Source organism: Arthrobacter sp. TmtSoilC77 (genome assembly GCF_059739415.1).
Window position 1 is genome coordinate 1,608,592 of the sequence record NZ_AP046050.1, and the last position, 21,212, is coordinate 1,629,803.

The window sequence follows — 21,212 nt, forward strand, 5'->3', positions numbered from 1 at the left end:
AGGACAATAATGTCCGCGGCTTGCGGCAAGATAGACCTGTGAGCACACCAGAGAATCCAGATCCGGTCGACACCACAACCCAGGATGCCGCTGCGGCCATCGTCGCAGAAGAGGGAGCACCTCCGTCGGAAAGCCTGCGGGATGAGTATGAGCAACTTGCGGACCTCGTTCGCAAGTACCGGTATGCCTATTACCAAGAGGACGCGCCCACGGTTTCCGACGCCGAGTTCGATGAACTCTACCGTCGCCTGGAAGAAATCGAAGCGCTGCATCCGGAACTCGTTTCCAATGACTCGCCTACGCAGGAAGTCGGCGGCGAAGTCTCTGCCGCCTTTACTGCCGTCGCGCATCTACAGCGGATGTACAGCCTGGACGACGTCTTTTCCCTTGAGGAGCTCGAAGCCTGGGTACGTAAGGCTGAAGCTTCCGTGGCCAAGCTCGGGGACAGCGTCCCGCCCATTGCCTGGCTGACTGAACTGAAAATCGATGGACTCGCCGTCAACCTGCTGTACAGGGACGGGAAATTGGTGCGCGCTGCCACCCGGGGTGACGGCACAACAGGTGAGGACATCACTCATAACGTGCTCACCATCCGGGAGATCCCGCGTCAACTCAGCGGCTCGGGTTATCCTTCGGAAGTTGAAATCCGTGGGGAAGTATTCATTCCTTCCAAGGCGTTCGTTGAGTTCAACGAAGCCCTGGTTGCAGCAGGCAAGGCCCCACTCGCCAATCCACGCAATGCGGCTGCGGGCTCGCTCCGCCAGAAGGACCCGGCCGAAACAGCAAAGCGTCCACTGAGCATGTTCGTTCACGGCATCGGTGCCCGGGAGGGCCTGAATGCCATGAGCCAATCCGAAACCTATAAGTTGCTGGCTGACTGGGGGCTGCCTGTCAGCCCCTATTTCAAGGTTCTGGATTCCTTTGAAGGCGTCCTGCAATTCATCGCCCATTATGGCGAGCACCGGCACGACCTCCTTCATGAAATCGATGGCATCGTGGTCAAAATTGATGACTTTGCCACACAACGCGCCCTCGGCTACACTTCCCGCGTCCCCAGATGGGCAGCCGCCTACAAATACCCGCCGGAGGAAGTCCACACCAAGCTTTTGGACATCCTCGTCAACGTGGGCCGCACGGGGCGCGTCACGCCGTTTGGAATGATGGAGCCGGTGAAGGTCGCGGGTTCCACCGTGGGAATGGCCACTCTGCACAACCAGGATGTGGTCAAGGCCAAAGGCGTCATGATCGGCGACATCGTGATTCTCCGCAAGGCCGGTGACGTGATCCCCGAGATCGTTGGACCCGTGCTGGCGCTGCGAGACCAACAGGACCCACCCGTGCGCGAATTCGTGATGCCCACCGAGTGCCCGTCCTGCGGTACGCCATTGGCACCGGCAAAAGAAAGCGACGTGGACATCCGTTGCCCCAATGCCAAGTCCTGCCCGTCGCAGCTGCGTGAGCGTGTTTTCCATCTGGCTGGCCGCGGTGCGTTCGATATCGAGGCCCTGGGCTGGGAAGCAGCGATCGCCTTGACGCAGCCGGCAGAGCCGGAGACTCCTCCGTTGACCAGCGAAGCCGCGCTGTTCACGTTGAAGCCTGAGGATCTGGCGAATGTCATGATCCGCCGGGAGAAGAGGTCCAAGGGCGTAGGCACGGGCCAGTATGAGCTTGTTCCGTACTTCTACTCAAGGGGAACGGCCAAGTCGCCTTCAAAGCCAACGGCAACCACGGAAAAACTCTTTGCCGAGCTGGAGAAAGCGAAGAAGCAGCCTCTGTGGCGTGTCCTCGTGGCATTGTCCATTCGCCATGTGGGACCCACAGCCTCCCGTGCCCTTGCGACGGCCTTCGGCAGCATGGACGCGATCCGCAACGCCAGTGAAGAGCAGCTTGCGCATGTTGACGGCGTCGGACCCACCATCGCGGCGGCCCTGAAGGAATGGTTCGCCGTGGACTGGCACAACGAGATCGTGGACAGCTGGGCAGCTGCCGGAGTGCGGATGGAAGACGAACGCGATACCAGCGTGCCGCGAACCCTTGAGGGCCTCACCATCGTGGTTACGGGGACCCTGCCAAACTTCAGCCGGGACGAAGCCAAGGAAGCCATCATCATTCGTGGCGGGAAGGCCTCCGGCTCGGTGTCCAAGAACACCAGCTACCTCGTGGCTGGTGAAAGTGCCGGGACCAAGCTGGATAAGGCCGAGCAACTCGGTGTTCCGATTTTGGATGAGGACGGCTTCCGCGAGTTGTTGGAGAAGGGCCCGGCGAACACCGAGGCCGACGCTGACGCTGCAGCCGAGGCCGATGCTGCAGAGACAGTGAAAGCAGAAGCAGAATGACCGACGCCATCGAGCTGCTCGCCGTAGCGAAACACGCTGCTGCTGCGGGCGCGGCTGTCCTGTCCCGGAGGGCTGCCGCGGGCACAGGCGGCGTGGGATTGGGAATATCCAACAAAGGCGATGCCGGCGATTGGGTGACCGAGTTCGACGTCGCAGCAGAGAACGCAGTCCGCGAGGCTATCCTTGCGGCCCGGCCGAACGACGCCATCACGGGGGAGGAGCACGGCACCACCCGGCCCCAGCGAGCCTCGGGTTACCGCTGGTCCATTGATCCCCTTGATGGCACCACCAACTTCATCCGCAACATCGTCTATTACGCCACGTCGGTGGCCGTGGCGGATGCCGACGGCGTCTGGCTGGCGGGAGTAGTTCATGCGCCGGCCCTGGGTCGGGTCTACTCGGCCGCCCGGGGCGGGGGCGCCTGGTTGGAAGTCGCGGGGGAGACTACCCGTTTGGCGGGCCCCGTTCCCGGACGCACCGGCCTCATCCTTGCCACGGGATTCAGTTACGATCCCGATACCCGTGCCAATCAGGCAGAAGGCCTCGCCGAACTGATGAACGGCTTCGCGGATGTTCGGAGGCTGGGGTCCGCGGCGTTGGATCTGTGCCTGGTGGCAGATGGCACCTACGACGCCTTTGGGGAGCGCGGATTGAACGAGCATGATTTCTCTGCCGGCGCCCTGATCGCCGAAGAAGCGGGCTGTTGGGTGCGAAGGCCACGGCTCGCGAGCCCACTCGACGGCGGTCCAACACTTGAGGATCGCCTGGCCGCGTGGACGTGCGCAGGAGCCTTGGAGCTGTCCGGCAAATTTCCCCTGTGACCTTCCTGTACCCATGACCAGCATCCCCTCGCCGTGATCAAGACCCTCGCCATCGCCAACTACCGCTCCATCCGCGATCTTGCGATTGAGCTGCATGGCCTGGACGTGGTGACAGGGGCCAACGGCAGTGGCAAATCCTCCCTGTACCGTGCGCTGCGCCTGCTGGCCGAATGCGCCGGTGGCGACTCCGGAAACGTGGTGGGATCGTTGGCCAGGGATGGCGGACTGGCATCGACGCTGTGGGCCGGTCCTGAATCAATCAGCGAGGCAATGCGGCGGGGCGAAGTTCCGGTCCAAGGTACCGTCCGCCGGGATTCCGTCAACCTGAAACTGGGGTATTCGGGTGACGACTTCGGTTACCTTGTGGACTTGGGCATGCCCGTGTCCAGTGGCGCCGGCTTTGACCAGGAAACAGGCAGGCCCCGCCCTTCGGCTTTTAGCCTGGATCCCGAGGTCAAGCGCGAGCAGATCTTTTCCGGACCGATCGCAAGGCCAGGTTCCCTGTTGGTGGATCGCAAAGGAAGCCTTGCGAAGCTCCGTGGGCCTGACGGTGAATGGACCGAACTCTCGCGCCGGCTGGATACTTTCCAAAGCATGCTGACGGAAGTTTCGGACCAGGACCGGGCTCCTGAAGTACTGCGGGTCCGGGACTCCGTGCGTTCCTGGCGGTTCTACGATCACTTCCGGACAGATGCCGAAGCCCCGGCCCGGCAGGCGCAACTCGGCACCCGCACTCCCGTGCTGCACCACAGCGGGAAGGACCTGGCCGCGGCGCTGCAGACCCTGCGTGAAGTGGGATTTGAACGGCAGCTGGACGCAGCGATCGATCACGCCTTTCCGGGAAGCCGCCTCGAAATAGCCGTAAGCGACGGCCGCTTCACCGTTGAGTTGCGGCAGCCTGGGATGCTGCGGCCCATGAAAGCGGCCGAACTCTCGGATGGTACGTTACGCTTCCTGCTCCTGACCGCCGCGTTGCTCACTCCCCGGCCTCCGGAATTGATGGTTCTCAACGAACCCGAGACGAGCCTCCACATCGACCTGATGCCGGCACTGGCTGGACTTATCATCCAAGCCAGTGCCAACAGCCAGATCATCGTGGTGACACACTCCGAAGCGCTGCTCAGGGCGCTCCGGGAAAGCGGAGCGGCCCATGAGCACGAGCTTTACAAGGATCTGGGCGAGACCAGGATCAAGGGACTCGGATCCCTGGAAGGCCCATTGTGGAGTTGGCCCAAACGCTGACCTCGAACCACAGCGCCAGGCACGCGGCCGGGGCCAGCCAGTCATCAGAAGGCCGAACCGATGGATGTGAGCTGCTGCGCCGCGGAACCGGAGAAGCGGTTCCCTGGGCGTGCCAGCCCGTAGTGTCCGCGCAGCGTCGACGCGGTGTATTCGGTGCGGAACAGGCCACGCTGCTGAAGGATCGGCACTACCTGGTCCACGAAGACCTCCAGCCCGGACGGCAGGACGGGCGGCATGATGTTGAAGCCATCGGCGGCGCCTGCCTGGAACCAGTCCTGGATGGCATCGGCCACTTGCTCCGGCGTCCCTGAGAAGGTGCGGTGCCCACGTCCGCCGCCCAAACGGCCGATCAGTTGCCGGACCGTAAGCTGTTCACGGCGGGCAAGCTCCACGATCAGCGTGTACCGGCTCTTGGCTCCCTCAATCTCGTCCTCGGAGGGGAGGTCCGCAGGCAATTGCTGGTCCAGCGGAAGGTCCGCGGGTGCCACCCGCAGGGTCCTTGCCAGCTGTTCGCGGGCGTATTCAGGCTTGATCAGCTCGTCGAGTTCACGCTCAAGCTTCAGCGCTTCTGCCTCCGTGGAACCAATGACCGGGACGATGCCTGGCAGGATCTTGATGCCCTCGGGATCGCGCCCCACGGCCAGGGTGCGGGCCTTCAAATCGGCGTAGAAAGCCTGCGCATCCTCCACTGTCTGGTGGGCTGTGAACACGGCCTCGGCGTACTGGGCGGCGAGCTTCTTACCGTCTTCCGAGGATCCCGCCTGCACGATCAGCGGGTGGCCCTGCGGGGAACGGGGGACGTTCAGGGGACCACGTACGCGGAAATGCTTGCCTTCGTGCTCGATGGTGCGGATCTTGGTGTCATCACCCCAGATTCCCTCCGCTTTGTCGGCCAGCACGGCATCGTCTTCCCAGCTGTCCCACAGCTTCTGGGCTACTTCGATGAATTCGGCCGCCCGCTCGTAACGGACGGCATGCGCAGGCTGGTCATCGACGCCGAAGTTTCGCGCAGCGTCCGGCCCCGCCGTCGTGACGACATTCCAACCGGCGCGACCACCGCTGACCCAGTCCACCGAGGCGAAGCGTCGTGCCAGGTTGAAGGGGTCGTTGTAGGTGGTGGAGGCTGTGGCGATCAGGCCGATCTTCCGGGTTGCCGCCGCGATGGCGGTCAGCAGCACCGTGGGTTCCAGCTTGCCGGCAGGGCGACGGCCCACCTCGCCGAAGAGGACGGGGGAGTCCGCGAAGAAGATGGAGTCGAGTTTTCCGCGTTCCGCCGTGCGGGCCAGGTGCTGGTAGTGCTCCACCTTGGTGGAGGCGAAAGGATCACTTTCCGGCAGGCGCCAGGAGGCCTCGTGATGGCCAGTGCTCATCAGGAAGGCGTTGAGGTGGAGTTGGCGTTGTGGGGCGGGCATGGGTTTCTCCTTGATTCTGGTGAGGGGTTATTTCTGGTGTGGGTTGGGTTCTGGTGGGGTTGGGTTTCAGGCACCAACGTGGACGCCGAGGGCAGCGAGCAGCTCGCCCCTCAGCGATGAATGCCCGACGTCGGTTCCTGCCTGGCGCTCGAGGGCTACACGGCCGTCTTGTAGGACGATCACGCGGTCGGCCAAGGTGATGGCCTCGTCGACGTCGTGGGTGACGAGCAGGACGGCGGGGCGATGCGCGGCAACCAGTTCCTTCAAGAGCGCGTGCATCTTCAGGCGGGTCAGGGCGTCGAGGGCACCGAAGGGTTCATCGGCAAGAAGCAGCCGGGGCTCCCGCACCAGCGACCTCGCCAAGGCAACGCGCTGTTGCTCACCTCCGGACAGCTCGTGTGGCCAGGCTTTTTCGCGGCCGGCGAGTCCCACCTCGGCGAGTGCACGGCGTCCGCGGGCATCGGCGTCGTCATCCCTGAGGCCCAACGTGACGTTGCCCAGGACGGTGTCCCAGGGAAGGAGCCTTGAGTCCTGGAACACCACTGACACCTGGTCCGGGACCTTGACGATCCCACTCCCGCGGACGTCGCGGTCCAGGCCGGCAAGGGCACGGAGCAGTGTGCTCTTACCGCAGCCGCTGGGGCCGAGCAGGGCGACGAATTCGCCCGGAGCGATGTCCAGGTCCACGCCGTTGAGCACGCCCTTGGGACCGAAGCTTCGGATGAGGTTGCGTACGGAGACCTCGTGGGAAGGTGCCGTGCGCGGCCCGACTCCCTGCGAGGCACTCAGCCCGCCAACGTGCGTTGCCATGACAATGCCTTTCGTTCCAGGAGCCGGACGGCTGCGTCGGAAAGCAGGCCCAGGACGCCGTAGACGGCAAGGCCCAGGACGATGATGTTGGTTTGGCCGTACGTGCGGGCGAGCTCCATCATGTAGCCGATGCCGCTGGTGGAATTGATCTGCTCCACCACCACCAAGGACACCCAAGCGCCAGTGACGGCGAAGCGGAGCCCCAGGAAGAATCCGGGCAGCGCCCCGGGGAGCACCACGCGGCGGATGAACCCGGACCGGGTTAGCCCGACGGTCTGTGCCAACTCGACGTATCGCAGGTCGATTCCGCGCAGTCCGGCGTGCGTTTGCAGGTAGATCGGCACGAACACCCCCAACGTGATGGTGAGGACCTTCATGGTTTCATCTATGCCGAACCAAAGGATCAGCAGGGGGATCAGGGCAAGGCCGGGGATGGCGCGCTTGATTTGCACAGGACCATCGATCAAGGCCTCACCCACCCGGCTCAGTCCAGCCAGGAGAGCCAGGACGGCTCCCACCACAATCCCGAACAACAGCCCGAAGCCTGCACGCTGGGCAGAGATTGCAAGGTTCTCCTGGAGTCGGCCGTCCGCGATCAGCTCGCCCGCCGTAAACACCACGGTCCACGGCTCGGACAGGATCCGGGGATCCAGGAGGCCTGTAGCGGAGGAAACCACCCAGAGCAGGATCAGGGCGGCGGGGCCCACCAAACCGGCCAGGCGGCGTCTTGGTCCAGGACCCAGGCGGCGGCTGACGGGCCGGACATCGGGGCGGCCCGTCAATGCCGGGTCGAGGTGGGGTTCGACGACGGCGCCCGGTTGGGTGCCGACGTCGCGCGTCTGCGGGGGAGCCGTGCGGGTTCCTGCCGTAGCGGCAGTCGCGCTCTGGGCAGCAGTTGCTGTCATGGCTAGGCACCCCCTGCCGCAGCGTAGGCCGTGCCGGCTATAGCTTCGAAGCGCAGGTCATACAGCTTTGCAGCGTCCAGTTTGGGCTTCTTCTGCTCGCGTGCCAGCAGGTCGATGGTTTGCTGGTGGCGGGCAATGGCCTCCGTCCACGAGGCAGGAAGATCGCGCTCGCCGGCGGCATCGATCAGGTACTGGCCGTCCTCGCGGGAGAGCCCCTGGTTCTTGACGTAGTAGCGCTCAAGCCATTCCCTGGGGTGGTCCTGGATCCACCGCTGTGCCTGTCCCCAGAGCTTCACATACTCCGCAAGTGCGGCAGCCTTGGCCGGATCCTCCAAGACCTTTGCCGGCGCGTACAGGTGACCGGGATCGTCGCGGAGGCCGTGCCGGAGAGTGGTTCCGCCGTCGGCGCCGTACTTGGCCAGGTATCGCTTGATTTGGACGCCTCCCAGTGGGGCAGCATCAACCTGCTTGCTGGACAGGGCGGTGGAATACGTGTCCCCGGTGCTGGGCAGTTCCACGAGCTTGACGTCCTTTTGTTCCAGGCCTGACTTTTCCAGGATGCGCAGGACGAGCGCGCCCTGCGCCTGGCCGGGACTGTAGGCGATCTTCTTGCCACGAAGGCCCTGGAGTTCCGTAATCCCGGCGCCCGGGGCCACACCCAATTCATAAAGTGGGTGGTTCACGGCGTCTTTGCGAAAGACGCCCGCAATGATCCGGACATCCAGGCCGGTCCACGTGGCATGGATGGGAGGTATGTCGGCCACGGAACCGACATCCAGGGCGTTGGCCCGGAACGCTTCGGTGGTGGCCGGGCCGCCGGAAATGTTGGCAAACTTCACCGGGAAGCTGAGCTTCTTGTCCAGGCCGGAGAGTTCCAAGGCGACCTGTACCGTGGGGTCGCCCACCACCAGCGTGGTCCCTTCCGGGACGGAGGTGGCCAGCGGTGCCGTGACCTGCGCGGCCTGTGTGGCGTCGCCACCAGCCGTGGCCGAACCGCCGCAGGCAGTCAATAGGCCGAGGGCGGGGAGGGCGATGAAGGCGCCGAGGACTTGGCGGCGGCTGGGCGCAGTGCGTTGATGATTTGTGTTGATCCGTGTTCGAACGCGGGGGGACGCGGACATGTAAAGCCTTTCAGGTGCGGGTGGGTCGCCGGACCCCGGAGCCAAGGGCTCAAACGGGCGGCGGTGGTGCGGATCGCTTATTTCTGAAGGCAGGACGGACAGCAGGTGCGAGCCTGCGTCGCGCTGAAATGGGCCTGGGGCATCGTTCCTCCTGTTCTGTATTTCTTAGGGATCGGTATTTCCTGGCGATCGGTATTTCTTAGTGATCGGTGTTTCTTAGGGATATCCAATCCGCAGCTTGTTTAGCGCGGTGAAGGGCAATGTGCGGTTGCCGTGTGGCAACTCAAGCACGGTCCCCGCACCCTTCGCCAGCTCTTCGACACGTGCCCGCAACAGCGGGAAACCGGGCTTCACGGCACGCCACAGGACGCAATCCAGGGCCATGGAAAGCAACACAAAAGGGTGCCCAAGGACTGGCAAGGGGACAACGTGACGCAACAATCCGCCGTCGGAAATTCCGCGGCTGACTGATAGTTCGGTCACGGAAAGGGCTGTTTGGCGTATTGTGCGGTGACCGCGCCACTACCATTGATAAGTGCATTCGTCGATTACTGTCCGCCCAGCCCTTCCCGAAGACTATGACGACGTTGCCCGCATCACGCAGGATTCATACGTCACCGCGGGGTACTACGGCAGCGCGGACCACCCGTACCTTCAGCAACTCCAGGACGTGGCAGCGCGCGCGGAGCACGCCGAAATCTTCGTCGCGGAACGGAACGGCCAGGTGATCGGTTCCGTCACGGCAGCACCGGCCGGTGGTGGCTTCTCTGACATCGGCCTGGACGACGAACTGGAACTGCGCACCCTGGTGGTAGATCCCGCTGTACAGCGTTCCGGCGCCGGACGGGCTTTGGTGCAGGCCGTCGTCGAGCAAGCCAAAGCGATGGACGGCATCGGTGCTGTCTCCCTCACTACGGGAGCCACGTGGGAGAGCGCCAATGCCCTCTACGCCCGGACCGGTTTTGCCCGCGCTCCGCACCGCGACTGGTTCGTGCCCGGCACCGACATAAAGCTGTTCGTTTACAGGCTGGACCTCCAGCAGCCATAAAGTTTCCTTTCGTAAACCCCGCCAGGTTTGTACAACCGGAACGGGCACAGCGATCAGGAAAGGCGCGGCATGCGCAAGACATATGGCACGGGTTCCGTCTGGGAACAGACCCTGGGGTACTCCCGCGCGGTCCAGGTGGACAACACACTCTTCATTTCTGCTACGGCGGCTTCCGGCGTCGTTGATGGGCAGGATGCAATCGTCGGCGATGACTTCTACTCGCAGACCAAATACATCCTTGAGAAGCTCGGAGCGGTCCTGGAAGAAGCGGGGTTCTCCTACGAGGACGTGGTTCAGTCCAAGCTGTACCTGACGGACATCAGCAAGTGGGAAGACGCCGGCCGGGCCCACGGCGAGGTTTTCGGCGAGATCCGTCCCACCCTGGCACTGGTGCACGTGCTGCCCTTCCTGGATTCCAGGATGCTGGTGGAAATCGAGCTCGTCGCGCAGAAGTCCGCGTAAGGCCCAGCTTGGGTTAGCCCGGGATGCCGTAGCGGTGTTCCGGGCGGCCCGTGCTTCCGTAGCGTAATTGGATTTCGACGGCGCCATCGTCGGCAAGCGAGGACAGGTACCTCTGCGCCGTCGCCCGGGAAACGCCCACCCGGTCCGCGACTTCAGCGGCTGAGTACTGTTCGCCGGGAAGCAGCGATTCCAGGACTGCCGCTTCGGTTGCCGAGCGTGGTTTTTGAGCGGGCGTCACGTCACCTGGGATCAGTGCCCGTTTGGCACGTTCAATCGTGGTCTGGTCAACGCCCGTTTGCTGTCCAAGGATCCGGCGATACCGTGCATAGGACCTCAGCTGCTGGGACAAGGATTCCGCGGTGAAGGGCTTTAGCAGGTACCCCAGGGCGCCGCGCCGCATGGCAACCCTGATGGACGGGGCATCAGAGGCCGCTGTCAGCATGATGGCATCGATGTCCAGCTGGCCCAGCAAATCAAGACCTGAACCGTCCGGCAGGTACACGTCCAGCAACACCAGGTCAGGACGCAGGCTGTGGATCGCCTGCAAAGCCTGCGACGCGGAACCGGCCGGAGCGAGCGCCATGAATCCGGCCACTGAGTCCACGTAAGCCGCGTGCAGCCTGGCAACGTGGAAGTCATCGTCCACAATGAGCACCCTCAAATCCTCAGCCACTGCTGTCCTCCCGCATTGTCCTGTCAGCTTCCCTTCCAGCCGCCGTGCCGGTTGGGGTTTCAGCGCCGGCGTCGGCCGATCGCCCCATCACGCCAGGAATTGTGGCCATGAAGACAGCTCCGGGGCCGCCTTTCCTGCCGGCCTCCAGGACGCGGACGTCCCCACCCCTGCGCCGGGCCAACTGCCGCACCAAAGCCAAGCCCAAACCTTGTCCGGCCCCCTGGCGCACCGGTTGTTCCGACGTCGTGAATCCTTCAGCGAAGACTTCCTCAGGTTCCAGGTTTCCCAAACCGTCTCCGGAATCGCCCACGACGATATGCAGGGTTCCGTTGTCCTGGCCGGCATCGTCAAGCAACTCAACTTCCACCCAGCGCTCCGAAGCGGAACCGGCGACGGCGGCACTCACGGCGTTGTCGATCAGGTTGCCGAGCACTGTGGTGACGTCCTGCGGATCGGCCACGTGTCCCCGGACCAACGTTTCCGGCCCGATCCGGAGCGCCACTCCGCGTTCGGAGGCCTCCACGCTCTTGGCGCCGACAAAAGCCTGCAAATACGTGTCCTGAAGGAGTTCCGCCTGCTCCACAGGGAACTTGAGGGGGCCGGTGGCGGAGATCCTTGCCAGGTATTCCTTGGCCTGCTCGTGTTGGCCGATGCTCATGAAGCCGGCAATGGTGTGGAGTTGGTTGGCGAATTCGTGGCGCTGGGCGCGCAGGGCGGTGGACATGGTTCCCACGGCGTCCAGTTGGCGGGTCAGTTGCTGCAGTTCGGTGCGGTCGCGGAGCATGACCACCCAGCCGAGGTCTTCCTTGCGGTGCCAGGCTTTTCGGGCGCTGGCCACTAGGACCCGTCCACCGGCTACCAGTTCCACGGCTTCGGCATCACGGGCGGCGGGTTGTGTCAGCTGCTTGAGTTGACCGGGAACGTTGGCTGTAGCCCAGTCCTGGCCGGTGGCGTCGGGCAGGTCCAGGAGCCTGGCGGCAGCGGCGTTGAACACGGAGATGCGTCCATCGGCCGCGATGCCGATCACGCCCTCGTCCACGCCCTGGAGTACTGCCACTTGATCGTGGACCAGGGTGCTGATCTCCTCTGGTTCCAAGCCCAAGGTGAGGCGCTGCAGGCGGCGCCGGAGCAGGAACGAAGCCAGGACGCCAGCCAGGAGTGCGCCGCCGGCGGTCAGGGCAATGGGCACAATGTCCTGTGCCAGGCTCTTGCTGAGGGACTCCATGGAGTAGCCCACACTGACTTCGCCCACGATTGATCCAGCCGTGCCTGCGCCCTCAGTACCTGTGCCCTCAGCCGAGGGTGCGTAGACCGGAACCTTGGCGCCCGCTGATGGACCCAGAGTGCCCGTGTTGCGGGTGGTGATTTCCCGGCCTGCCAACGCTACTGAGGGGTCTGTGCTGACGCGTTCACCGAGCCGCGCAATGTCCGGGTGGGCCAACCGGAGTCCGGTTTCGTCCGTGATGACCACGAAGAGGGCCCCGGTGCGGACCCGGGCCGCTTCCGCTGCTGCCTGCAAGGGGCCGGCCGCCAGAACGCTGGCTGGCGGGGTTCCTTCTTCTTTGCTGATGGCCTGGACGTCTTCCCTGATGTCGGGATCCGCCGCAACTGTGCGGGCGAGGGTGAGTGCTTGGTTTTCGGCTTCGTCGCCGATCCGTTCGTAAACCAGCCAAGCGTGGACTGCACCGCTCAGGAGCACTACAAGCAGAACTACCCCCAGTTGGAGGAGGAGCGTCTGGGTGGAGAAACGCATACTGACCCTGCTAAAGCGCGGCACCGTTACTCCTTTCCTCCAGCTCCATTGAAGCACTGAGCACAATGCGCAAAACGCTCGCAATGATCAGTATTCCCAACAATTCCCCGAAACCCCAGCCCGTGACGGGCGCCACTATAACGTCTGTAGTGCGCATCACATCGAAGTGGTGCCCTTCACAGTAGTAAGGAGCCGGCCGTGCTGGTTTTGCTTGGATTCGCAATGATTGCGGTATTCATGGTCCTGATCATGACCAAAAAATTGACGCCCGTCTTGGCGCTGATCATCGTCCCCACCATCTTCGGTCTCTTCGCGGGGGCCGGCTTGGGCATCGGTCCCATGGTCATGGACTCGATGAAGTCCATGACCTCCACGGCCGCGCTCCTCATGTTCGCCATCATCTACTTCGGCCTGATGATCGACGTCGGGCTCTTCGACCCCCTGGTCAAGTTCATCCTTCGCAAGCTTGGCAACGACCCCGCCAAGGTAGTCCTCGGTACCGCGATCCTCGCTGCGGCAGTCTCCCTGGACGGGGACGGCTCAACCACCTTCATCCTCACCACCGCCGCCATGCTGCCGGTCTACCTGCGCCTGAAGATGAGTCCCGTGGTCCTCACCTGCGTGGCCGGCCTCGCGAACGGCACCATGAACATCCTGCCGTGGGGCGGGCCCACAGCCCGCGCCGCTACAGCACTGAAGCTGGACGTCAACGACGTCTTCGTCCCCATGGTCCCGTCCCTCATCGTTGGCCTCATCGTAGTGCTCGTCTTCTCCTGGCTGCTTGGCCTGCAGGAACGTAACCGCCTCCGCACCACCGCGCCCGAAATCTGGGGCGACGTCGCCGATCCTTCCGACGCGTTCGACGGCGGCAAGGGCCGCGGCGGCTTTGGCCGCACCGGCTCAACCACAACCGCGCCCAAGCCGGTAACCGGCGGAGGCGCCGGCGTCGCAGTTCTTGAACGTACTGAAGAGCTGGTGGACGATCACGACACCGCCATGGCTGATACCGCGCTGGATCCCAACCGCACCACGCTGCGCCCCAAACTGTTCTGGTTCAACCTTGGACTCACGGTCGCCGTCATGGTCACTCTGGTAGCGAACATCGTCCCGCTCCCGTTCGTGTTCATGGTGGGCTCGGCTATCGCACTGCTGGTCAACTTCCCCAAGGTCAAGGACCAGGGTGCCCAGCTGATCGCCCACGCGCCGTCGATCGTCGCCGTCGTCAGCATGGTCATGGCCGCTGCAGTCCTCACCGGTGTCCTCAACGGCACCGGCATGGTCAAGGCAATGTCCGAGTGGCTCGTCCAGATCATCCCCGCGGACATGGGTCCCTTCATGGCAGTCATCACCGGCGTGTTGAGCATCCCCATGACCTTCTTCATGAGCAACGACGCCTTCTACTTCGGCGTACTTCCGGTCCTCAGTGAAACCGCAGCACACTACGGCGTCGGCGCAGCGGACATGGCCCGCGCCTCCATCACCGGCCAGCCCTTCCACCTCCAGAGCCCGCTGGTCCCGGCCATCCTGCTGTTGGTATCGCTGGCCAAGGTAGACCTGGGCGACCACCACAAGAAGGTCCTCTGGCGCACGGCAGTCATCTCGATCGTCATGCTGGCTGTCGGAGTCCTGACCGGAGCAATCGGCATCGGCTAAACAACCCCATCAAGCAACGCGGAGTCACTTACGGCCCATCCAGACACCTTGGATGGGCCGTAGGTGACCCCGCGTTGTTGTGCTTGGGCGTACGGCGGCTCACCCAAGCCAAGTAGACTGGTTCGGAAAACCATTTGAACTTTGCAGGGGAGATCCATGGCTGCGATCAACCGTGACGACGTCGCGCATCTTGCGCGTCTCGCTCACATTGAAATGAGTGCCGAAGAGCTGGACAGGATGGCGGTCGAGCTTGCCGTCATCGTGGATTCGGTGAAGTCCGTCAGCGAAGCCGCCGGGGAAGATGTCCCGGCCACGTCCCACCCGATTCCGTTGACCAACGTGTTCCGCGAGGACGTCGTGGGCCACACGTTTACGGCTGAGCAGGCGTTGTCCGGCGCTCCGGATGCTTACGAGAACCGTTTCAAGGTCCCGGCAATCCTGGATGAGGACTAATTACCATGACTGAGCTGAAGAACGAACTCATTCGCCACTCCGCTGCCGATCTTGCTGCGAAGCTTGCCGCCCGCGAGGTTTCCGCTGTTGAAGTGACGCAGGCGCACCTTGACCGTATTGCTGACGTGGACGGCCAGATTAACGCGTTCCTGCATGTTAATACCGAGGAAGCCCTGGCTGTTGCGGCCGAGGTTGACGCTGCGCGCGCCGCTGGTGGCGCCGCTGCCGGGGAGCTTCATGCCCTGGCCGGTGTGCCGATCGCTGTGAAGGACTTGATCGTGACGATTGGCCAGCCGACGACGGCTGGTTCGAAGATCCTTGAGGGCTGGCACAGCCCGTACGACGCCACGGTGATCAAGAAGCTCCGTGCTGCGAAGATGCCGATTCTTGGCAAGACCAACCTTGACGAGTTCGCCATGGGTTCCTCCACGGAGCATTCGGCGTACGGGCCCACCCGGAACCCGTGGGACCTGGACCGCATTCCTGGTGGTTCGGGCGGTGGCTCGGCTGCCGCCGTCGCCGCTTTTGAAGCGCCGCTGGCGCTGGGCACTGACACCGGTGGATCCATCCGCCAGCCCGGTGCTGTCACCGGAACCGTCGGCGTCAAGCCGACATATGGTGCAGTTTCCCGTTACGGCGCGATTGCCATGGCGTCCTCGCTGGACCAGATTGGCCCGGTGTCCCGCACGGTGCTGGACGCGGCTCTGTTGCAGGAAGTCATCGGCGGCCATGATCCGTTCGATTCCACGTCCCTGACCGATCCGTTCGACAACCTGGCTGCTGCTGCCCGCGTAGGCAATGTTGCCGGCATGAAGATCGGCATCATCAAGGAACTGCACGGCGAGGGCTACCAGGCCGGCGTCGAGAACCGCTTCAACGAGTCCCTTCAGCTGCTCAAGGATGCCGGCGCGGAAATCGTTGAGGTTTCCTGCCCCAACCTGAAGTACGCCCTGGGCGCTTACTACCTCATCATGCCGTCCGAGGCGTCCAGCAACCTGGCCAAGTTCGACGGCGTTCGGTATGGCTTGCGTGCCCTGCCCAAGGACGGCCCCCTGACGATCGAGCGCGTCATGGGTGCAACCCGTGCCGCCGGCTTTGGTGATGAGGTCAAGCGCCGCATCATCCTGGGCACCTATGCCCTGAGCGCTGGTTATTACGACGCCTACTACGGTTCGGCGCAGAAGGTCCGCACGCTCATTCAGCGCGACTTCGACGCCGCGTTCTCGAAGGCGGATGTCCTCATTTCGCCTACGGCTCCCACCACAGCGTTCAAACTGGGGGAGAAGGCGAACGATCCCCTGGCCATGTACCTGAACGATGTCGCAACCATTCCGGCCAATATGGCTGGGATCCCGGGCTTGTCGCTGCCCGGCGGCCTGGCTGACGAGGACGGTCTGCCCGTTGGCGTACAGCTGCTGGCCCCTGCCCGCCAGGACGCCCGCCTCTACCGTGTGGGTGCTGTGCTTGAGTCCATTCTGGAAGAAAAGTGGGGCGGCCCGCTTCTTGCCCAGGCTCCTGAATTGAAGACACCCGCTCTCGGTGCCGCTTCCAACTCCGCCGGAGGTTCAAACTAATGTCCGTCGACGCAACCCTGAGCTTCGAAGAGGCCATGGAGAAGTACGATCCTGTTCTGGGTTTCGAGGTCCACGTGGAGCTCAACACCAAGACCAAGATGTTCTCCTCCGCCCCGAACGTCTTCGGCGATGAGCCGAACACCAACGTCAACGAGGTGGATCTCGGCATGCCCGGCGTCCTCCCGGTGGTGAACAAGACGGCTGTGGAGTCCTCCATCAAGATCGGCCTTGCCCTGAACTGCAAGATCGCCGAGTACTGCCGTTTCGCCCGGAAGAACTACTTCTACCCGGACACCCCGAAGAACTTCCAGACCTCGCAGTACGACGAGCCGATCGCCTACGACGGCTACCTCGACATCGAGCTCGAAGACGGCACGGTCTTCCGCGTCGAGATCGAGCGTGCCCACATGGAAGAGGATGCCGGAAAGCTCACCCACATGGGTGGCTCCGCAGGCCGCATCCAGGGCGCCGACTACTCGCTGGTGGACTACAACCGCTCCGGCGTGCCGCTCGTGGAGATCGTCACCAAGCCGATCCAGGGTGCGGGAAGCCGTGCCCCTGAACTGGCCAAGGCCTACGTTGCCGCGGTCCGCGAAATCGTGAAGAACCTTGGGGTTTCGGACGCCAGGATGGAACGCGGCAACGTCCGCTGCGACGCCAACGTTTCCCTGCGCCCGCACGGCCAGGAACGCTTCGGCATCCGTTCGGAGACGAAGAACGTTAACTCGCTGCGCGCCGTCGAGCACGCCGTTCGTTACGAGATCCAGCGCCACGCTGCCGTCCTGGACTCCGGCCAGCCGGTGATCCAGGAGACGCGCCACTGGCACGAGGACACGCGTTCGACGACGTCGGGCCGCGCCAAGTCCGACGCCGACGATTACCGCTACTTCCCTGAACCGGACCTGGTTCCCGTCGTCGCCTCCCGTGAGTGGGTGGAGGAGCTTCGTGCCACCCTTCCGGAGCCGCCGGCCGAGCGCCGCAAGCGGCTCAAGGAAGACTGGGGCTACTCGGATCTGGAGTTCCGCGATGTGGTCAACGCCGGAGTCATGGACTCGATCGAGGAAACCATCGCGGCAGGTGCCAGCGCAGATGTTGCCCGGAAGTGGTGGATGGGTGAGATTGTTGGCCGCGCCAAGGTTGCCGACGTCGATCCTTCCGCTCTCGGTGTCACGCCGCAGGTCATCGTCGAGCTGAACAAGCTGGTCGAGGACGGCAAGATCAACAACAAGATGGCCACCCAGGTCCTGGACGGCGTACTTGCAGGCGAGGGTACACCCGCCGAGATCGTTGAAAAGCGCGGCCTTGCGGTGGTTTCCGACGACGGTCCGCTTCTGGAAGCCATCGACGCCGCACTGGCAGCACAGCCTGACGTCGCGGAGAAGATCCGTGGTGGCAAGGTCCAGGCCATCGGTGCGATCGTGGGCGGTGTCATGAAGGCCACCCGTGGCCAGGCCGACGCCAGCCGTGTACGCGAACTGATCCTGGAAAAGCTCGGCGTACAGGCCTAAGTACCCAAGTAGCTGGCAGTTGTCGTTGTTTTGAGGTGTCAGAACAACCGCAACTGCCAGCTACTTTTTTGTCCGGCCAGGAGCAGAATGGATGCATGGCCACCATTACACCGGGCCTTCGCAAGGCCTTTATCGCCAGCGGCATTGCCGTCGCCCTGACCGGCGGCGCGGCAGCCGCAGTGTGGGCAGGCACCCAACCCAGCCCATCGCCGTCGAGCGCTACCGCATCACCAAGTCCCACCACGACTGACGGCGCCAAGCGCCCTGAAGGGCGAGCCCATGGGATCCATGGCGAGCACGTTGTGAAAGAGCCGGACGGCACATTCCGCACTGTGGTCACACAGACAGGCAAGATCGAGTCCGTGAACAGCACCTCGATCACGGTGAAGAGCGATGATGGCTTCACGCAGAGCTACGCGATCACTTCAGATACGCGCATCTCACGGATGCCCACTAAACTTTCGGAGCTCCGGAACGGCAAGGGCAAGCCTACGCTGCCTTCGGCTACCGCAGCGGACCTTAAGACCGGCGACACCGTCAGGATAGCCGGGTCCAAAGACGGCGACACCGTGACGGCGCAGCGCATTGTGGCCGGTGAGCTTCCGGCCGCGCTCAAAGGTCACGGCCTCAAGGGGCGCGGACATCAGGGACTATGACCAGTCGCCCCTCGCGTTCTGCGATTAGGGTGTAACTGTGAATCCACCGTTGGACGAGGGTCCGTTCTTTCATGGCACGAAGGCCGACCTTCGGGAAGGTGATCTCCTGAGCGCGGGCTTCAGGTCGAATTACCGTCCCGAGGTCGTGATGAACCACATCTACTTCACAGCTCTCCGGGATGGCGCGGGACTGGCTGCCGAACTCGCGGCCGGGGACACGGAGCCGCGCGTTTACGTCGTCGAGCCGACCGGCGCATTCGAGGACGATCCCAACGTGACGGACAAGAAATTCCCAGGCAATCCCACCCGGTCATACCGCAGCGCGGCCCCGCTCAGGGTCCTCGGCGAAGTCACCGATTGGACGCGACTGGAGCCCGGGGCGCTGCGGGCGTGGAGAGAACGCCTGGCAGCAATTCTGGCTGACGAGCGCGGCGAAATCATCAACTGACTGAGATCTCTGCCGGATCCAGGGACCCTCGCCGGACCGGGGACCCTCGCCTGACCGGGGGCTTTAGAGCGCTACGGTCCTGAATCCGAGGTTGGCGCTGGCCGAGTCAGGCGTGTTGGAACTCCGCGCGGCCAGCCGGTAACGGTTGCAGTAGGAGTCGTGGCATAGGTATGAGCCGCCGCGCATGACCCTTCCGCGGCCAATTGTTGGGCCTTGCGGGTCGTTTACGGTTCCGGCGCTCAGGCACGTCTTGTAGTACTTGGGCAGGAACCAATCGTTGCACCATTCCCAGACGTTGCCGCTGGTCTGGTAGAGCCCATAGCCGTTGGGGGCGAAGGACCTGGCCGGCGCTGTAGTGAGGTAGCCGTCCTCGACGTCGTTACGCACGGGGAACTCGCCCTGCCAGATGTTGCAGTTGTGCCGGGCGCTGCCTTCGGCGCTGTCATGGTGAAGTTCGTTGCCCCATGGATAGCGCTGCCCGGCCGCGCCGCCCCGGGCCGCATACTCCCATTCCGCTTCGGTGGGCAGTCGTCGGCCAGCCCATGCGCAGTAGGCCAAGGCGTCGTTGAAGGACACGTGCGTCACTGGATGGTCAGGGATGTCCTTCCAGTGGGAGAGGGGTCCGGCCGGGTGGGCCCAGTCGGCGCCACGGACATTGAGCCACCAAGGGACGTTGTTGACTCTGTTCAGGATGTCGTGCGGCTCGGCCTTGACTGCAAGATGGAACACGGCAGAGGTCCCGAACTCTTCAGACTCCGTGCGGTGCCCTGTGGCATCCACGAACGCCGCAAACTCCGTGTTTGTGACCGCGGTGGCGCTGATGGTGAATCCGGAAACGGACACTTCGTGGACTGGAGTCTCGCCGTCTCCGTCGTAGCCTTCACCGAAAGGATCGCCCATGGCGAAGGTCCCGGACGGGATCTGGACGTCGCCATGACCCGCTGCCGCGGCGTCGTGGCCCGAACGTACGACGCCGGTGGTCGGGTTCCGGTGTCCGCCCGCCGCGCGTAGTGGGAGCGTCAGTCCGGGTGTGGTGTGTTCCCGGGCGCCGGCGCCCGGGCTGCAGCAATCTGCCATGTCAGCCTTCCCTCTGCGGTTCTCCATCAATCTTAGTGGGGTGGGCCACACCGCCAAGAATGATCAAAATTGATTTCTATCCTCAGTTTCAATCATGATCTTGCAAACATGATGGTCGTCGTTTATCGTTTGTTAAACGGTTAACGAGAGTGTTTTGAATCACACTCTTCAATCAACACTGATAACCCTTGCCCCAGCACTGAGGAGACAGCATGAACTCGACGACGCAACAAGCTCCGGCTTTGCCGGAAGCGCGCCGCGTCCCGGAGCCATTGCCGGGAAAATCCGGCACGGGGAGGCGCAAGGGCAACAGGGCACCCCAGCAAAGCTTCCGTTCAAGGCTCAGGCGCGACAAGCAGATGCTCCTGATGATGTTCCCGGGCATCGTTTTCCTGCTGCTGTTCTTCTATATCCCCATCCTGGGCAACGTCATCGCGTTCCAGGACTACCAGCCCTACCTCGGCATCGGGGACAGCCTCTTTGTTGGCTGGCAGAACTTCGTGGACCTGTTCGGCAATCCCGACTTCATCCATGCCTTCTGGAACACGCTCTACCTGGCGGCGTGGCAATTGGTTTTCCTTTTCCCGGTGCCGTTGGTGCTTGCACTGATTGTTGATTCTCTGATCAGCACGCGGATCCGCAGGATTTTCCAGAGCATTGCCTACCTGCCCCACTTCCTGTCCTGGGTCCTGGTGATCGCATTCTTCCAGCAGATGTTGGGCGGTGCGGGCTTCGTCAATAACCTGCTCCGCGATATGGGCATGGATCCGATTCCGTTCATGACCAATCCAGAAACCTTCCCCCTGATGGTGGTTGTCCAGATGATCTGGAAGGACGCCGGCTGGGCCATGATTATTTTCCTCGCCGCCCTGGCAAGCATCGACGCCTCCTTGTATGAGGCAGCGGCCGCTGACGGCGCGGGACGTTGGCTCCGGATGTGGCACATCACCCTGCCTGGGCTAAGGCCGGTGATCGTGCTCCTCCTGATCCTGCGCATTGGCGACATTCTCTCTGTCGGTTTTGAGCAGTTCATCCTCCAACGCGATGCCGTGGGTGCCGGGGCAGCGGAAGTGCTGGACACCTTTACCTACTACACGGGCGTGGTCGGTGGCGGCTGGAGTTCAGGTGCCGCAGCGGGCCTGGCGAAGGGTGTGGTCAGTGCCCTGCTGATCTACGGCGCCAACAAACTTGCCCACCGCTTCGGCGAAGACGGAATTTTTGCAAAGCAAGCACGCTGAGCCCACGCGGCTGCTGCACAAG

20 protein-coding genes are annotated in these 21,212 nt (G+C 63.3%); 12 read left to right on the forward strand and 8 right to left on the reverse strand.

Features of this window, described 5'->3' with window-relative positions:
- Positions 1-38 precede the first annotated feature (38 nt).
- Genes ligA through AC6I99_RS07400 form a run of 3 tightly spaced genes read left to right on the forward strand, consistent with a single transcriptional unit; the run spans position 39 to position 4,399 of the window.
- Entirely contained in the window at positions 39-2,336 is a 2,298-nt protein-coding gene (gene ligA, locus AC6I99_RS07390; RefSeq protein ID WP_497945531.1) for an NAD-dependent DNA ligase LigA, read from the forward strand.
- Entirely contained in the window at positions 2,333-3,157 is an 825-nt protein-coding gene (locus AC6I99_RS07395; RefSeq protein ID WP_497945529.1) for an inositol monophosphatase family protein, read from the forward strand. The genes ligA and AC6I99_RS07395 overlap by 4 nt, the downstream gene beginning before the upstream one ends.
- Positions 3,158-3,190: 33 nt before the next feature.
- A complete protein-coding gene (locus AC6I99_RS07400) occupies positions 3,191-4,399 on the forward strand; it encodes an AAA family ATPase (protein ID WP_309927700.1) in 1,209 nt (402 codons plus the stop codon).
- A 44-nt stretch (positions 4,400-4,443) separates the two neighbouring features.
- On the opposite strand, the gene AC6I99_RS07405 is transcribed toward AC6I99_RS07400, so the two are convergent.
- From AC6I99_RS07405 to AC6I99_RS07425, 5 genes are all read right to left on the reverse strand, one after another.
- Entirely contained in the window at positions 4,444-5,811 is a 1,368-nt protein-coding gene (locus AC6I99_RS07405) for an LLM class flavin-dependent oxidoreductase (RefSeq protein WP_497960697.1), read from the reverse strand.
- A gap of 66 nt (positions 5,812-5,877) precedes the next feature.
- Positions 5,878-6,621 (reverse strand): ABC transporter ATP-binding protein, encoded by a 744-nt coding sequence (locus AC6I99_RS07410; protein WP_497960699.1) that lies wholly within the window; start codon positions 6,619-6,621, stop codon positions 5,878-5,880.
- Positions 6,597-7,526, reverse strand: a complete 930-nt coding sequence (locus tag AC6I99_RS07415) for an ABC transporter permease (protein WP_497960701.1) — start codon at positions 7,524-7,526, stop codon at positions 6,597-6,599. The genes AC6I99_RS07410 and AC6I99_RS07415 overlap by 25 nt, the downstream gene beginning before the upstream one ends.
- Positions 7,527-7,528: 2 nt before the next feature.
- Entirely contained in the window at positions 7,529-8,647 is a 1,119-nt protein-coding gene (locus tag AC6I99_RS07420) for an ABC transporter substrate-binding protein (protein WP_497960703.1), read from the reverse strand.
- 216 nt (positions 8,648-8,863) lie between these two features.
- Positions 8,864-9,130 (reverse strand): hypothetical protein, encoded by a 267-nt coding sequence (locus tag AC6I99_RS07425; RefSeq protein ID WP_497960704.1) that lies wholly within the window; start codon positions 9,128-9,130, stop codon positions 8,864-8,866.
- Between the two features lie 52 nt (positions 9,131-9,182).
- Between AC6I99_RS07425 and AC6I99_RS07430 the strand changes: the two genes are divergently transcribed.
- Both AC6I99_RS07430 and AC6I99_RS07435 read left to right on the forward strand, forming a co-directional pair.
- The gene (locus AC6I99_RS07430; protein WP_497960705.1) at positions 9,183-9,695 is read left to right on the forward strand and encodes a GNAT family N-acetyltransferase; all 513 of its coding nucleotides are present in this window, start codon (positions 9,183-9,185) and stop codon (positions 9,693-9,695) included.
- A gap of 69 nt (positions 9,696-9,764) precedes the next feature.
- The gene (locus AC6I99_RS07435; protein WP_224092023.1) at positions 9,765-10,157 is read left to right on the forward strand and encodes a RidA family protein; all 393 of its coding nucleotides are present in this window, start codon (positions 9,765-9,767) and stop codon (positions 10,155-10,157) included.
- Between the two features lie 13 nt (positions 10,158-10,170).
- On the opposite strand, the gene AC6I99_RS07440 is transcribed toward AC6I99_RS07435, so the two are convergent.
- The gene (locus AC6I99_RS07440) at positions 10,171-10,830 is read right to left on the reverse strand and encodes a response regulator (RefSeq protein WP_224092025.1); all 660 of its coding nucleotides are present in this window, start codon (positions 10,828-10,830) and stop codon (positions 10,171-10,173) included.
- Positions 10,823-12,583 (reverse strand): sensor histidine kinase, encoded by a 1,761-nt coding sequence (locus tag AC6I99_RS07445; RefSeq protein ID WP_497960707.1) that lies wholly within the window; start codon positions 12,581-12,583, stop codon positions 10,823-10,825. The genes AC6I99_RS07440 and AC6I99_RS07445 overlap by 8 nt, the downstream gene beginning before the upstream one ends.
- Positions 12,584-12,781: 198 nt before the next feature.
- Here AC6I99_RS07445 and AC6I99_RS07450 point away from each other — a divergent pair, with 198 nt between their 5' ends.
- The 6 genes from AC6I99_RS07450 to arr all read left to right on the forward strand — a co-directional run bounded on the left by AC6I99_RS07450 (position 12,782) and on the right by arr (position 18,875).
- Positions 12,782-14,236 carry a CitMHS family transporter gene (locus AC6I99_RS07450; RefSeq protein ID WP_497945521.1) on the forward strand — a complete coding sequence of 485 codons (1,455 nt, stop codon included), beginning with the start codon at positions 12,782-12,784 and terminating at the stop codon, positions 14,234-14,236.
- Positions 14,237-14,392: 156 nt separating this feature from the next.
- Positions 14,393-14,689 carry an Asp-tRNA(Asn)/Glu-tRNA(Gln) amidotransferase subunit GatC gene (gene gatC / locus AC6I99_RS07455; RefSeq protein WP_017199363.1) on the forward strand — a complete coding sequence of 99 codons (297 nt, stop codon included), beginning with the start codon at positions 14,393-14,395 and terminating at the stop codon, positions 14,687-14,689.
- A 5-nt stretch (positions 14,690-14,694) separates the two neighbouring features.
- Entirely contained in the window at positions 14,695-16,263 is a 1,569-nt protein-coding gene (gatA, locus tag AC6I99_RS07460) for an Asp-tRNA(Asn)/Glu-tRNA(Gln) amidotransferase subunit GatA (RefSeq protein WP_224166909.1), read from the forward strand.
- Positions 16,263-17,771 (forward strand): Asp-tRNA(Asn)/Glu-tRNA(Gln) amidotransferase subunit GatB, encoded by a 1,509-nt coding sequence (gatB, locus tag AC6I99_RS07465; protein WP_497945520.1) that lies wholly within the window; start codon positions 16,263-16,265, stop codon positions 17,769-17,771. The genes gatA and gatB overlap by 1 nt, the downstream gene beginning before the upstream one ends.
- A gap of 95 nt (positions 17,772-17,866) precedes the next feature.
- Complete coding sequence (locus tag AC6I99_RS07470) at positions 17,867-18,427, forward strand: DUF5666 domain-containing protein (protein WP_309927721.1); 561 nt, start codon at positions 17,867-17,869, stop codon at positions 18,425-18,427.
- Between the two features lie 37 nt (positions 18,428-18,464).
- Complete coding sequence (gene arr / locus AC6I99_RS07475) at positions 18,465-18,875, forward strand: NAD(+)--rifampin ADP-ribosyltransferase (RefSeq protein WP_309927723.1); 411 nt, start codon at positions 18,465-18,467, stop codon at positions 18,873-18,875.
- 63 nt (positions 18,876-18,938) lie between these two features.
- Here arr and AC6I99_RS07480 read toward each other — a convergent pair whose 3' ends face one another.
- A complete protein-coding gene (locus AC6I99_RS07480; RefSeq protein ID WP_309927725.1) occupies positions 18,939-19,952 on the reverse strand; it encodes a formylglycine-generating enzyme family protein in 1,014 nt (337 codons plus the stop codon).
- A 212-nt stretch (positions 19,953-20,164) separates the two neighbouring features.
- Here AC6I99_RS07480 and AC6I99_RS07485 point away from each other — a divergent pair, with 212 nt between their 5' ends.
- Positions 20,165-21,190 carry an ABC transporter permease gene (locus tag AC6I99_RS07485; protein ID WP_497945519.1) on the forward strand — a complete coding sequence of 342 codons (1,026 nt, stop codon included), beginning with the start codon at positions 20,165-20,167 and terminating at the stop codon, positions 21,188-21,190.
- The last annotated feature ends 22 nt before the right edge of the window (positions 21,191-21,212 follow it).